Origin of the sequence: Paracoccus sp. SSK6, from assembly GCF_039770665.1 — a bacterium.
Classification (GTDB): Bacteria; Pseudomonadota; Alphaproteobacteria; order Rhodobacterales; family Rhodobacteraceae; genus Paracoccus.
This window is the reverse complement of record NZ_JBDPNJ010000017.1, coordinates 18869-32262: the sequence shown is the minus strand read 5'-3', so window position 1 is coordinate 32262 and position 13394 is coordinate 18869. Positions and strand designations below refer to the sequence as shown.

13 protein-coding genes and 2 tRNA genes are annotated in these 13394 nt (G+C 69.7%); 10 read left to right on the top strand and 5 right to left on the bottom strand.

Annotation, left to right across the window (positions count from 1 at the left end; genetic code table 11):
• Positions 1 to 2 precede the first annotated feature (2 nt).
• On the bottom strand, positions 3 to 944 hold the full coding sequence (nudC, locus tag AAIL68_RS12055; RefSeq protein ID WP_347140022.1) for an NAD(+) diphosphatase: 942 nt from the start codon (positions 942 to 944) through the stop codon (positions 3 to 5).
• A 100-nt stretch (positions 945 to 1044) separates the two neighbouring features.
• Between nudC and metG the strand changes: the two genes are divergently transcribed.
• The 3 genes from metG (at position 1045) to AAIL68_RS12040 (ending at position 3898) form a co-directional block, all read left to right on the top strand.
• A complete protein-coding gene (gene metG / locus AAIL68_RS12050; protein ID WP_347140021.1) occupies positions 1045 to 2763 on the top strand; it encodes a methionine--tRNA ligase in 1719 nt (572 codons plus the stop codon).
• A 71-nt stretch (positions 2764 to 2834) separates the two neighbouring features.
• The gene (rocF, locus tag AAIL68_RS12045) at positions 2835 to 3755 is read left to right on the top strand and encodes an arginase (RefSeq protein ID WP_347140020.1); all 921 of its coding nucleotides are present in this window, start codon (positions 2835 to 2837) and stop codon (positions 3753 to 3755) included.
• Between the two features lie 58 nt (positions 3756 to 3813).
• A tRNA-Leu gene (locus tag AAIL68_RS12040) sits at positions 3814 to 3898 on the top strand.
• Positions 3899 to 3959: 61 nt separating this feature from the next.
• On the opposite strand, the gene AAIL68_RS12035 is transcribed toward AAIL68_RS12040, so the two are convergent.
• From AAIL68_RS12035 to AAIL68_RS12020, 4 genes are all read right to left on the bottom strand, one after another.
• Positions 3960 to 4035 (bottom strand) — tRNA-Thr (locus AAIL68_RS12035).
• Between the two features lie 79 nt (positions 4036 to 4114).
• The gene (locus AAIL68_RS12030; protein WP_347140019.1) at positions 4115 to 5842 is read right to left on the bottom strand and encodes a heme biosynthesis HemY N-terminal domain-containing protein; all 1728 of its coding nucleotides are present in this window, start codon (positions 5840 to 5842) and stop codon (positions 4115 to 4117) included.
• A gap of 9 nt (positions 5843 to 5851) precedes the next feature.
• Positions 5852 to 7123: a hypothetical protein gene (locus AAIL68_RS12025; RefSeq protein ID WP_347140018.1), complete on the bottom strand. Its 1272-nt coding sequence runs from the start codon at positions 7121 to 7123 to the stop codon at positions 5852 to 5854.
• 156 nt (positions 7124 to 7279) lie between these two features.
• Positions 7280 to 7942: a uroporphyrinogen-III synthase gene (locus AAIL68_RS12020; RefSeq protein ID WP_347140017.1), complete on the bottom strand. Its 663-nt coding sequence runs from the start codon at positions 7940 to 7942 to the stop codon at positions 7280 to 7282.
• 65 nt (positions 7943 to 8007) lie between these two features.
• Here AAIL68_RS12020 and tsaD point away from each other — a divergent pair, with 65 nt between their 5' ends.
• The 7 genes from tsaD to lpxK all read left to right on the top strand — a co-directional run bounded on the left by tsaD (position 8008) and on the right by lpxK (position 13243).
• Positions 8008 to 9078 carry a tRNA (adenosine(37)-N6)-threonylcarbamoyltransferase complex transferase subunit TsaD gene (gene tsaD / locus AAIL68_RS12015; protein ID WP_347140016.1) on the top strand — a complete coding sequence of 357 codons (1071 nt, stop codon included), beginning with the start codon at positions 8008 to 8010 and terminating at the stop codon, positions 9076 to 9078.
• On the top strand, positions 9075 to 10016 hold the full coding sequence (locus AAIL68_RS12010) for an NAD(P)H-dependent glycerol-3-phosphate dehydrogenase (protein ID WP_347140015.1): 942 nt from the start codon (positions 9075 to 9077) through the stop codon (positions 10014 to 10016). Before tsaD ends, AAIL68_RS12010 begins: the two co-directional genes overlap by 4 nt.
• 1 nt (position 10017) lies before the next feature.
• Positions 10018 to 10290, top strand: a complete 273-nt coding sequence (locus AAIL68_RS12005; RefSeq protein ID WP_347140014.1) for a YciI family protein — start codon at positions 10018 to 10020, stop codon at positions 10288 to 10290.
• Complete coding sequence (locus tag AAIL68_RS12000; RefSeq protein ID WP_347140048.1) at positions 10290 to 10703, top strand: EVE domain-containing protein; 414 nt, start codon at positions 10290 to 10292, stop codon at positions 10701 to 10703. Before AAIL68_RS12005 ends, AAIL68_RS12000 begins: the two co-directional genes overlap by 1 nt.
• Positions 10704 to 10830: 127 nt before the next feature.
• Positions 10831 to 11082: a DUF4170 domain-containing protein gene (locus tag AAIL68_RS11995; protein WP_347140013.1), complete on the top strand. Its 252-nt coding sequence runs from the start codon at positions 10831 to 10833 to the stop codon at positions 11080 to 11082.
• A gap of 20 nt (positions 11083 to 11102) precedes the next feature.
• On the top strand, positions 11103 to 12263 hold the full coding sequence (locus tag AAIL68_RS11990) for a glycosyltransferase N-terminal domain-containing protein (protein ID WP_347140012.1): 1161 nt from the start codon (positions 11103 to 11105) through the stop codon (positions 12261 to 12263).
• On the top strand, positions 12260 to 13243 hold the full coding sequence (lpxK, locus tag AAIL68_RS11985) for a tetraacyldisaccharide 4'-kinase (RefSeq protein ID WP_347140011.1): 984 nt from the start codon (positions 12260 to 12262) through the stop codon (positions 13241 to 13243). The genes AAIL68_RS11990 and lpxK overlap by 4 nt, the downstream gene beginning before the upstream one ends.
• Positions 13244 to 13394: the final 151 nt, after the last annotated feature.

Here is a 13394-nt window from a genome sequence, read left to right as displayed (position 1 = left end):
CGTCAGGCCACCCGTCCCTCGACCCAGGCGCGCAGGATCGCCTGGGCGATGGCGCCCTTGCGCGCGGGCAGGATGCGGTCGTGCTGCCCGTCCAGGGCCGCGGCGACCTCGGCCTTGCTGGCCCACAGGGCGTCTTCCAACTCACCCGGATCAATGGCGATGGCGCGCGTTTCGGCCCGCGCCACGCAGCCGATCATCAGCGAAGCCGGGAACGGCCATGGCTGCGAAGCGAGATAGCGGACCTCGCCCACCTTCACCGAAGCTTCCTCGAAGACCTCGCGGCGTACGGCCTCCTCGATGGTTTCGCCCGGTTCCATGAATCCGGCCAGCAGCGAATACATCCGTTCGTCCCAGCCGGGCTGGCGGCCCAGCAGCACATGGTCGCCATCCAGCACCAGCATGATGACCACGGGATCGGTGCGCGGGAAATGCTGCCGCCCGCAGGCCGGGCAGTCGAAGCGCCATCCCGCATGGGCGACGCTGTTGCGCGCCCCGCAGTTCGCGCAGAAGCCATGGCTGCGGCGCCATTCGAAGATGCCCTTGGCCGAGGCGGCAATGGCGGCGTCGCGGTGGTCCAACTGGGACAGGACGGCGCGCAGGTCGCTGAAGGTTCGGGTTCCGGGCAGGCCGAACAAGGCCGCGGCATCGCCGTCCGGCCGGATCGAATCCGCAAGCTCGACGGCGAAATGGGCGGTGCCATCGCTGTCCAGGCCCAGGAACAGCATTGTCGCGACCGCGCCGCTGACCATCGGGTCGCTTGCCGCCAGCCAGACCAGCCTTGGTCCCGCATCCGCCGCATCGAACAGCGGCTTGCCGTGCCAGAAGGGCAGCACCCGCGTCGCGGGATCGGCCAGATGGCGCGCGAGGGCAGCCCCATCGCTGCGCAGCCGGTCGGCGCGGTCCAGACAGCTTCCCGCGAAGGTGATTTCGGATTCGTCGATCATGGCCGCGACGCTGCACCGTCCGGCAGTGAACGGCAAGCCCCGGCACTTTCCATCGCGCCCCATCGCGGCTACAAACCGCCCGACCCAAAGGACGCATCCCATGGCCCGCCATCTCATCACCTCTGCCCTGCCCTATATCAACGGCATCAAGCATCTGGGGAACCTTGTCGGCTCCCAGCTTCCCGCCGACCTTTACGCCCGCTTCCTGCGCGCGCGGGGGCACGAGGTGATGTTCATCTGCGCCACCGACGAACACGGCACGCCGGCGGAACTGGCCGCTGCCAAGACGGGGGAACCCGTGGCCGACTACTGCGCGCGGATGCATGGCGAACAGGCGGCCCTGGCGCGGGGGTTCGGCCTGTCCTTCGACCATTACGGCCGGTCGTCCAGCGACCGCAACCGCGTGCTGACCCAGCATTTCGCGGGCAGGCTGGCCGACAACGGCTATATCGCCGAGGTCAGCGAAAAGCAGGTCTATTCCGTGGACGACGGCCGCTTCCTGCCCGACCGCTATATCGAGGGCACCTGCCCCAACTGCGGCTATGACAAGGCGCGCGGCGACCAGTGCGAGAACTGCACCAAGCTGCTTGACCCGACCGACCTGATCGACCCGCGCAGCGCGATTTCCGGCAGCACCAACCTGGAGGTGCGGGAAACCAAGCACCTTTACCTGCGCCAGTCCGCGCTGAAGGACCAGATCAGCGACTGGATCGACAGCAAGACCGACTGGCCGATCCTGACCACGTCCATCGCGAAGAAATGGCTGAAGGACGGCGAAGGCCTGCAGGACCGGGGCATCACCCGCGACGTGCATTGGGGCGTGCCGGTCAAGCGCGGCGACCAGCCCTGGCCGGGGATGGAGGGCAAGGTCTTCTATGTCTGGTTCGACGCCCCCATCGAATACATCGCCGCGACCGCCGAATGGGCCGATGCCAACGGCAAGGCGGATGCCGACTGGCGCCGCTGGTGGCGCCGCGACGAAGGGGCCGAGGACGTGACCTATACGCAGTTCATGGGCAAGGACAACGTCCCCTTCCACACCCTGTCCTTCCCGGCCACCCTGATCGGCTCGGGCGAGCCCTGGCGGATGGTCGATTACATCAAGTCCTTCAACTATCTGACCTATGACGGCGGGCAGTTCAGCACCAGCCAGGGTCGCGGCGTCTTCATGGACCATGCGCTGGAAATCCTGCCCGCCGATTACTGGCGCTGGTGGCTGCTGTCCCACGCGCCCGAATCCGGCGACAGCGAGTTCACCTGGGAGAATTTCCAGCAATCCGTGAACAAGGATCTGGCCGATGTGCTGGGCAACTTCGTCAGCCGGATCACCAAGTTCTGCCGGTCGAAATTCGGCGAAACCGTTCCCGAAGGCGGCAGGCACGGCCCCGAGGAAACCGCGCTGATCGAGGCCCTGACCACCCGCATCCGCGCCTATGAGGGCTTCATGGCCGCGACGGAGATCCGCAAGTCCGCGTCCGAGCTGCGCGCCATCTGGGTCTTGGGCAACGAATACCTGCAATCCGCCGCCCCCTGGTCCACCTTCAAGACCGATCCCGAAAAGGCCGCGATGCAGGTCCGGTTGGGCCTGAACCTGATCCGGCTTTATGCCGTCCTGTCGGCGCCCTTCATCCCCTTCGCGGCCAAGGCCATGCTGGAGGCGATGGGCACCACCGACGACAGCTGGCCCGACGACGTGGCGGCGGCGCTGACCGCCCTGCCCGCCGGCCATGCCTTCACCGTGCCGGATGTGCTGTTCGCCAAGATCACCGACGAACAGCGCACCGAATGGGAGGAACGCTTCAAGGGCGTACGTCAGTAACGCCGGGCGGTGGACATTCGCGGACGGGCCGCCTTTAGTTGGCGACACATCCGTCAAGCGAAAGGCCTCCCATGACCCACTGCATCCTCCTGGGCGCGCCCATCGACGAAGGCCAGAAACGCCCCGGCTGCCTGATGGGCCCCGCCGCCTATCGCGTCGCGGGACTGGCGCAGACGCTGGTCGCGCTCAACCACTCGGTCGAGGATCGCGGCGACGTGGTGCCCGGCCCCGCGCCCGCCGCGACCTGCACCAACCCCGCCGTCCATCACCTGCCCGAGATGATCGCCTGGTCCGACGCCCTGCGCCAGGCCGTGGCCGATGCCTTGCCGGACGGGTTGCCGATCATCATGGGCGGCGACCATGCCCTGGCGCTTGGCACGGTGGCGGGGGCTGCGGTCCATGCGGAACGGCAGAGGTGCCCGCTGTTCGTGCTGTGGCTGGACGCGCATAGCGACATCCACACGGTCGAGACCACGACCTCGGGCAACCTGCACGGCACGCCGATCGCCTATGCGCTGGGGCTGCCGGGCTTCGATCCCTTCCCGCCCTTCCCCCATCCGGTGCCCGGCCGGAACATCTGCATGTTCGGCATCCGCAGCGTCGATCCGGCGGAACATGCCGCGATGCAGGCCATCGACATCACCGTGAACGACATGCGCGTCCTGGACGAACAGGGTATCGTCGCCCCCCTGCGCGCCTTCCTGGAGCGGGTGCGGGCGGCGGACGGGATGCTGCATGTCTCGCTGGACGTGGACTTCCTGGACCCCTCGATCGCGCCCGCCGTCGGCACCACCGTTCCCGGCGGCACCACCTTCCGCGAGGCGCATCTGGTGATGGAGCTGCTGCACGAATCGGGGCTGGTCACGTCGCTGGACCTGGTGGAACTGAACCCGTTCCTGGACGACCGGGGCCGCACGGCCAAGCTGATGGTCGATCTGGTCGGCAGCCTGATGGGCCGCAAGGTCTTCGACCGCCCCACCCGCAGCTTCTAGGAGCGCAACGCCTGACACCCTTGCCAATCCCCGTCCCGCCCATTAGCGACACAGGGGCGCGGGCGTGGCGGAATGGTAGACGCATGGGACTTAAACTCCCTGGAGCTTCGCTCGTGCGGGTTCAAGTCCCGCCGCCCGCACCATCTTTGCGATCTGGAAATGCAGACGGCCAGCCCCGGGGGACTGGCCGTTTCTGGATCAACCTGGTGCCGGTGAAGGGACTCGAACCCCCGACCCCATCATTACGAATGACGTGCTCTACCAGCTGAGCTACACCGGCATCTGGTTGTGCCGCGCCGGATAGCAGCTTCCGCGCCGGGGGAAAAGGGGGCGCGGCATTTTTTTGCGCCCCCCTTCGTTCAGGGCCGGGTCTTGCCCTCGGTCCAGTCCGCGTCTTCGGGCGGCAGGACGTCGGGCCGGACCGGAACCGGCTCCTTCCCGTCAGGGGAAGCGGGCTCATCGGGAAGGATCAGGGGCTGCGCGGGAACATCCGCCGGAACCGGCGCAGGCTCGGGCGTGGTGATCGTCCGGGCAGGCTCGAAGGTGACATAATCGCTTTCGCGCGGCACCATGCCGGGGGCGACATCCGCGACCTCGATCCGGCGGGCCTTGGGCGGAACCACGGGCGTTTCCGGTGCGGTATCCTGCACCGGCGCTTCCGCGACCGTTTCCATGTCAGGCTCCGGGGCCACGGGCTCTTGCTTCGGGGCGCCGACCAGCAGGGGCAGCATCTCGGCGCCCCTGGTGGCGGTCGCGACCGAGCGGACGCTCTCGGGCTCGCGCCAGGTCAGCGTGTCGAAGCCGCCGCAACTGTCGCAGACCGGCGCCCAGTCGGACATCACGTTGTGGCACTTGTCGCAGACCCATTGCGGCCCGCGCGACGCGGTCAGCGCCCGCGCCAGATAGCCGCGCACGACGCTGTCATCGGCACCTTCGCCGCGTTCCACGGCGGCCATGATCGACAGGGTGCGCACGGTCGGATGCTTTTCGGCCAGATCGCCCAGCACGCGGCGGGCGCCGGGGAAATCCTCGGCGGCCAGCAGCAGTTCGGCGCGCAGCAGGCGCGATTCCTCGTCGTTCGGATTCTTGGCGATCAGGCGGTCGAAGCGGGCCAGCCGGGCGGCGGGCGTCTCGTCCGGCACGATCTCGGCGTAAGCCGCGGCCACATCGGGATGCGGACGCACCGACCAAGTCTTTTCCAGCACGCGCGAGGCGTTGCGGTAGTCCTTTTGCGCGACATAGCTGCGCGCGGCCAGCACCGCCGCCGGGATCAGGTCGGGCGAGGCCTTGTTGGCCGAAATCGCGGCCTCGCGCGCGCTGATCGAATTGCCTTCGGCCAGAACTTCGCTGGCTTCCTGCAGGGCCAGGACCGCGTCGCGGCGGATGTGCACGTCCTTGGGCAACTCGCCCTGCTTGCGCTTGTCCTTCAGCAACTGCCGCGCACCCTTCCAATCACGCTCCCGCATCTCCAGATCCAGCAGCGTGTCCTGCAAATCGCGGTGCTTGGGCTTCAGGGCATAGGCCTTCTGCGCCAGCAGCAGCGCGGTCGCGGTGTCGCCTTCGTCGATCTTCTGGCGCATCAGCCCGCGGATGCCGACGAAACGGGTGCGGTCATCCTCCAGCAGCGTGCGATAGACCTGGCCCGCGCGGGCCTTGTCGCCCGCAACCTCGGCCGCCTGGGCGGACAGAAGGTTGGTGATATGGGGCATGTTCAGGTATTTCTCGGCCTTCGCGGCCTTGTCCTGCGCCAGCTTGCCTTCGCCGGATGCGACCGCCAGCATCCCCTCGCCCAGGGCGGCATAGCCCTTGCGCTCGCGGGATCGGGCGAAATAGCGGTCGATGGCGGTCTCGTCCCCCGCCAGGAAGCGGATGAAGGCCAGGGCGAGGCCCAACGCCTTGAAGGCCAGCCAGGCCAGTACCATCAAAACCAGCAGCGCGACGATCGCCTTGACCGGGGTCAGGGCGTATTCGGTGCCCCCGTATTCGATGCGCAGCATCTGCCCGGTTTCGGACAGGTGGACCGCGCCTAGCGAAATGACCAGGACGACGGCGAAGAAGAATAGGATTTTCAGCAGGGACAGCAACATGCCCGGACCTCAGTTTGCAGGGGCGGACAGGTCGGACAAGGCCGCCTGCGCGTCGCGATAGGCCGTGGCCCCGTTCAGCCAGTCGGCCATGGCGGGGGTCGCCCTGGCTTCGTCCGGCAGGGCCCCGATCTCGGCCAGGGCATCCGCGATGCGGCCCCGTTCGACCGCCTCATTGGCGCGGGACAGGATCGCGTCGGGATCCGTGCCCTCCCGTGCCTCGACCGAACGGGCGCCGGTCTGGGCGCGGATGAAGTTGGTGAACAGGCTGCCGTTGCCCGCCGCGCTTTCCTCGCGCAGGGAGGTGCGCAGGGCGGCGCGCGCGGCTTCGGGGAAGCTGGCCTGCAGGCTGTCGAGGCTGGGCACTTCGCGGGTCAGCGCCTCGGGCGTCTCGATCCCCGCGCCTTCCAGGGTCTGGCGCGCCTCGTCCGGGGTGATGCCGCGATCCAGCGCGGACTGGAGCGCCGCGATGGCGGCCACGGCCTCGGCCCGACGGGTGGTCTGGGCGGCGGCTTCCTGCAACTGTTGCGCCTCGGCCTGGGCGGCGTTGATCTGCGCCTGCGCGGCCTGGGCTGCGGTCTGGATCTGCTGTTCCAGCGTGCCCGCCTGATCGGCCAGGGTCTGCACGCGGGCGGCCAGGTCCGGGTCGATCTGCGGACGCGCGGTCAGTTCCTGGATTTGCGCGGCCTGCTGTTCGATCTGCTGGCGCAGCGCCGCCATATCCTCGGTCGAAGGACCCGGAGGAGTGTCCTCTGCCGGGGCGGCTTGGAGCTGCGCCGCAAGCTCGGCTCGCAGCGCGTCGATTTGTTCCGCCGTCGCGGCCTCGGCGGCGCTGACGGCCTCGGCGCGGAGGGCGGCAACATCGACCTGCGGCGCCTCAGCGGGTTGGGTTGCGGGTTGCGGGGGCAGCCAGCCTGCGGGCAGGTGCGGCAGCGCCCAGATCGTCGCCGCCGACCCCAGGCCAGCCGCCACGACGCCGCCCAGGAACACGGGCCAGAAGCCGGTCTTCTGCACCGTCACGTTTTGCGCGGGCGCGGGCGTTGCGGCAGGGGCCGAGGCCGGGGTATCGCGCAGCGCCATCTGCGCCGGGGCATCCTTCGACGCGTCCCCCGGCCTGGCGGGAGGTTTCCGGTCGGCGGCCGGATGCTGCCCGGCGCCGTCGCCCAGCAGGGTCGATTCGATGGGCCTGATCTCTCCGCCGGTCGCAGCGGCTGCCGTGCCTTCGCCCGGCCCGATATCGGCCTGCGCGATCACGCCCGGCTGGGCGGCTTCCTTTTTCGGCATGAGGGGCGTCTGGTCCCGCGAAATGTCTTTTGGGCTAGGGCGTCTGGTCTCGTCTGGCTTTTTCACGTGTTGTCCCCGTCATCGCGGCAGCAGGCCTGGCCGCGCTTGGCCCGCAGCCTAATCAGCCGGGGGCGCCTTCTCAACCCGCCCTGCGCATCATTGTTCCGTTGGGGAAAGGCTGCGGACGGCGGCGGCCATGGCGTGCACGTCGGGCGCGTCGGCGACGCGGCAACGCGCCGCAGGGGCGTCCCAGGCGGCCAGCGCGGCATGGCTGATCGCGACCGGCCACAGCGGCGCCCGCGCCCCCCGCGCGGCTTCCGCCACCAGCCGCGCGCTGCGCGGGGAAAACAGCGGCAGCACGACCGGAGCCTCGCCCGCCAGCAGCGCCTGCGCCGCGTCGTCCAGGGGCAGGGCCTGCTGGTCATAGACGACCACCCCCGGCACCGGCAGTTGCTTTGCCAGATGGCGGCCATGGGGGTGGATCAGCGGCACGCCCGCCGATTCGATCAGCGGCAGCAGGCTTTCGGCGAAACCGTTGCCCGTCCGCACGTCGAACCCCGCGCGGCGCGCCACCGCGCCCGTATGCCCGCCCACGCAGAGCGCCAGCCGTCCCCGTCCCGGCCCGGCTGACGCCACCGCATGGGCCGAGGTGAAAACCAGCCCCGGCGCATCCTGCAGGGGGCGGCTGTCGTGATCCACCGGCACGATCCGCAGGATCGGCGAAATGACCGCCCGCCATTCCGGCAGCATGGCCGCGAAACGCTGCGAATCCCGCAAGGGGCGGGTCAGCAGCAGGACGGGCTGCGTGGCGCTGGACATTGGCATCCCCCGTGGCCGATGCTAGGGCCTTAGGCCTAAGCGCCATTCCCCCGCCCGGCAAGAGCATGGACGACCAGACGATTTTCCTTGGCATCGAAAGCAGTTGCGACGACACCGCCGCCGCCCTGGTGACGGGCGACCGGCAGATCCTGGCATCAATCGTCAGCAGCCAGACCGCGCTTCACGCCGATTTCGGCGGCGTCGTGCCGGAAATCGCCGCCCGCGCCCATGCCGAACGGCTGGATCTGGTGGTCGAGCAGGCCTTGGCGCAGGCGGGCGTCGCGCTGTCCGATGTGACGGCCGTCGCGGTCACGGCGGGGCCGGGGCTGATCGGCGGCGTGATGGCGGGCGTGATGTGCGCCAAGGGCATCGCCGCAGGTGCGGGCCTGCCGCTGGTGGGCGTGAACCACCTGGCGGGGCATGCGCTGACCCCGCGCCTGACGGACGGGATCGGCTTTCCCTATCTGATGCTGCTTGTATCCGGCGGGCATTGCCAGTTCCTGCGCGTGGACGGCGCGCAGGATTTCACCCGCCTGGGCGGCACCATCGACGACGCGCCGGGCGAGGCCTTCGACAAGCTGGCCAAGCTCCTGGCCCTGCCGCAGCCCGGCGGACCATCGGTGGAAGCCGAGGCTGCGAACGGCGATCCCGACCGCTTCGCCCTGCCTCGCCCGCTTCTGGACCGGCCCGGCTGCGACATGTCCTTCTCGGGTCTCAAGACCGCCGCGCTGCGGCTGCGCGACCAGTTGATCGCGGACCAGGGCGGCTTGCGTCAGGGGGACCGCGCCGATCTCTGCGCCGCCTTCCAGCAAGCCGTGGCCGAGGTTCTGGCCGAAAAATCCCGCCGCGCCTTGGCCGCAAGTCCCGCCCCGGTGCTGGCTGTGGCGGGCGGCGTCGCGGCCAACCGCACCATCCGCGCGGCGCTGGAACAGGTGGCGCAGGACGCGGGCGCGCGCTTCCTGGCCCCGCCGCTGGCGCTCTGCACCGACAACGGCGCGATGATCGCCTGGGCGGGGGCCGAACGCTTCGCCCTGGGCCATCGCGACGGCATGGACCTGGCCGCCCGCCCCCGCTGGCCGCTGGACCGCAGCGCCGCCCCGATGCTGGGCGGCGGCAAGAAGGGCGCCAAGGCATGAGCGTCGCGATCCTGGGCGCGGGCGCCTTTGGCACGGCCCTGGCGGTGGCGCTGGCTGCGAATGGACCGGTGACGCTCTGGGCGCGCGACACAAGCTGGGGCCGCGACAACCCGCGCCTGCCGGGGGTGACCCTGCCCGCCGCGATTCGCGTGACCAATGACCTGCCCATGGCGACGGGGGCCGACACGCTGCTGCTGGCCCTGCCCACCCAGGCGCTTGGCGGGTTTCTGGCCGATCACGCGCCCTTGCTGGACGGCAGGCACCTTGTCAGCACCGCCAAGGGCATCGACCTGTCCACCCTTGCCGGGCCTTCGACGCTGCTGGCCAAGGCCTGCCCGCAGGCCACCGTCGCGGTTCTGACCGGCCCGTCCTTCGCCGCCGACATCGCGCGCGGGTTGCCCACCGCCTTGACGCTGGCCTGCGCCGATAGCCATGCGGGACAGGCCCTGCAACATACGCTCTCCACCCCCGTCCTGCGGCTTTACCGGACCACCGACGTGACCGGCGCAGAACTGGGCGGCGCGCTGAAGAACGTCATCGCCATCGCCGCCGGTGTCGTCATCGGCGCGGGCCTGGGCGACAGCGCCCGCGCCGCCATCATCACACGGGGCTTTGCCGAAATGACCCGCCTTGCCACGCATCTTGGCGCACGCCCCGAGACGCTGACCGGCCTGTCGGGCCTGGGCGACCTGACGCTGACCTGCACATCCGCGCAGTCGCGCAACTTCCGCTATGGCCAGGCGCTTGGGGCCCGCCAGCCCTTCGACGCCGCCACCACCGTCGAAGGCGCCGCCACCGCCCGCGCCGTCGCGGCCCTTGCCGACCGGATCGGCTGCGACATGCCCATCGCCGCCATGGTCGCCCGCCTTGCCGACAACCGCATGACCGTGGAAGATGCGGCCCTTCAATTGATGACCCGTCCCCTGAAAGAGGAATGAGATGCCCCATTTCGCCCTGATCTGCCGCGACAAACCCGGTGCCCTGGAAACCCGCATGGCCAACCGCGAAGCCCACCTGGCCTATGTCCGCGATACAGGCGTGGTGCTGTTCGGCGGCCCGATGCTGACCGAGGGCGAGATGCGCGGATCGCTTCTGGTGCTGGAAGCCGGCAGCATGGATGCGGCGAAGGCCTGGGCCGCCAGCGATCCCTATGGCCTGGCCGGGTTGTTCGAATCGGTCGAGATCACCGAATGGAAGAAGGTGGTCGGCTGATGGCCTTCTGGCTGTTCAAATCCGAACCCGACGTGTTCAGCTGGGACGACCTGGTCGCCAAGGGCGAGGCGGGCGAGGAATGGGACGGGGTGCGCAACTATCAGGCCCGCAACTTCATGCGCGCCATGAAGGTGGGCGATCTGGGCCTGTTCTATCATTCCAACATCGGCAAGGAGGCCGTGGGAATCGTTCAGGTGATTGCCGAGGCCCATCCCGACAGCACCGCCGGCGATCCGAAATGGGAATGCGTGGACATCAAGGCCGTGAAGCCCCTGCTCCGGTCGCTCTCTCTGGACCAGGCGAAACAGGAACCCGCATTGCAGGACATGGTGCTGGTCAACAATTCGCGCCTGTCGGTGCAGCCGGTCAGCGACGCGGAATGGGCCGCGATCATGGAACTGGCTGGTCTCTGACGGCTCTTTCACCTTTGTCCAAATATCCCACAGGGGGCCCGGGGGACGTGAAGTCCCCCGGCTTGCCGCTTCATCTTGCCGCACCGCCGCGTTAGGCTTGGCGCGGACAACCATCAAGGACACACCCATGACCCAGCGCCTGCACCTTGTCTTCGGGGGCGAGCTGATCGACCCGCAGGGCACGCAGTTCCGCGACACCGACAATATCCACATCGTCGGCATCTTCCCCAACTACCAGACCGCCTATGACGCCTGGAAAGCCGAGGCGCAGCGGACCGTGGACAGCGCCCATACCCGCTATTTCATTGCCCACCTGCACCGCCTGCGCGACGAGGAAGCCGCCGCCAGCCCGACCGAGGAGCTTGGCGTCAAGGGCTGACGGCCCGGCGCTTGATCCCGATGAAGGGCGGATGGGGCATCGGGCGGCTTGGGCTGTGGCTGCAGGACCGCCGCGCGGGGGTGCAGGACAGCGCGCCCGCGCCGCAGATCCCGCAGGGCAACGGGCCGCTGCTGCCGGTCCATGTCTCGCCCGATGCGCGGGTGGCATTCACGCAGGTCCAGCGCCGCCTGATGCGCGCCCGCCCCGACCTGCGGATTCTGGAGGTGCCCGACCTGGGCCTCCAGGCGGCCGAGACGCTGGCAAAGGCGGGTCCGGCGGCCCTGCTGCTGCTGGGGTCGGAGCTGCCGCCCGCCCTGATCGGCACCGCCAGCCGCCGCGGCATCCCCATCATCCTGGCCGAGGCGCGCCTTGCGCCCGAGGATGCGGGCTGGACCCTGCGCGCCTTGGCGCGGCGCGAATTGCTGCGCCCCATGCGGGCGGTGCTGGTCACGGATCCCGCCAGTTACGCCACCGCGCTGCGCATGGGCGCGGACCGCAAGCGCGTCACCATGACCGGTCCGGTGGCCGAGATCCGCGATCCCCTGCCCTGTTCCGAGGCCGAGCGATCTATCATGGCCCAGCTTCTGCGCGGCCGCCACGCCTGGCTGGCCGCATCCGTCCCGCCTGATGAGGAGCAGGCCGTGCTGGCCGCCCATCACGCGGCCCTGGCCCAGTCCCACCGGGCGCTACTGTTCCTGACCCCCCGCGACCCCGGCCGCATCGACCCCTTGGCCGAACAGATCGAGGCCAGCGGCCTGGTGGTGGCCCGCCGGTCGCTGGACGAGGATCCGACCGATGAGGTTCAGGTCATGCTGACCGACGGCCCGACCGAGATGGGGCTGTGGTATCGCCTGGCCCCCGTCACCTATCTGGGCGGCACGCTGGGGGGCGACGACTCTGCTGCCCGCCACCCGTTCGAACCCGCCGCCCTGGGCTCCGCCATCGTGCATGGCCCGCGCACCGACCGCTTTGCCACCGAATGGCAGCAGCTTGGCGGCGCGGGCGCGGCCCGGCAGGTCGCCGATGCCGAGGGTCTGGCAAACGCCATCGCCGAACTCTCGCAACCCGACCTGATCGCCACGCTGGCCAGCAACGCCTGGACCATCAGCACGGGCGGCGCGGACGTGACCATGCGCATCTGCGCACCCGTTCTTGACGCCATCGGAAAGGCCAGGACATGAAACGCGCGCCCGCCTTCTGGTATCAACGCCCGCCCACCCTGGCGGCGCGGCTGCTGACGCCCCTGGGGGCCGCCTATGCCCGCGCCACGGCCCGGCGGCTGGCTGGGGGCGCTCGGGCGCGCGCGGGCGTGCCGGTGATCTGCGTCGGCAACCTCAACGCGGGCGGCACCGGCAAGACGCCCACCGTCATCCACCTGCAGCAGACCCTTCAGGCGCGCGGCATTGCCGCCCATGTCGTCTCGCGCGGTTATGGCGGCAGCGCCGAAGGCCCGCTGCGAGTCGATGAGGCGCGCCACGCCGCCGCGCTGACGGGCGACGAGCCGCTGCTGATGGCGGCCTTTGGCCCCGTCTGGGTCGCCAAGGACCGGCTGGCGGGCGCGGGCGCGGCGGTGGCGGAGGGGGCGCAGGCGATCATCCTGGACGACGGCTTCCAGGATCCGGCGCTGGCCCATGACCTGTCGCTGGTCGTGGTCGATGCCGCCAAGGGCTTCGGCAACGGGCTCTGCATCCCCGCCGGGCCGCTGCGCGAACCCGTGGCGATGGGCCTTGCCCGCGCCGACCTGCTGCTGTCCATCGGCCCGGCCGAGGCGCAGGCCCGTTTCACCGCGCCCGAAGACCCGCCCCATCTGCGCGGCCATCTGGCGCCCCTGCAGATGGGCATGGACTGGCAGGGCCACCGCGTCCTGGCCTTCGCGGGCATCGGCCACCCGGAAAAGTTCTTCGCCACGCTGGCCGGGCTTGGCGCCGACCTGGTCCGGGCCGAGGCGCTGGAGGATCACCAGCCCTTCACCCCCGCCCTGCTGACCCGCCTGGAAACCGAATCGCGGCTGGCAGGCGCGCAGCTTGTCACCACCGAAAAGGACGCGGCCCGCCTGCCCCGGTCCTTCCGGCCCAAGGTGATGACCCTGCCGGTGCGCCTGAGCCTGGAAGACCCGGCGCCGCTGGACAATGCGCTTGACCGGCTGTTTCCGCGCCCCTGATCTTTGCAATCGGGTCCGCAATCCCGATATAGAAACGGGACGGGCCATGGCGGCCCCTGAAGGAAAGAAACAGGCATGTCGCGGAACGCCCTCCAAAGGCTCAGCTTCTATCTGCTGGTTCTTGTGACGCTTTATGCCTCGTTCGGGGCGG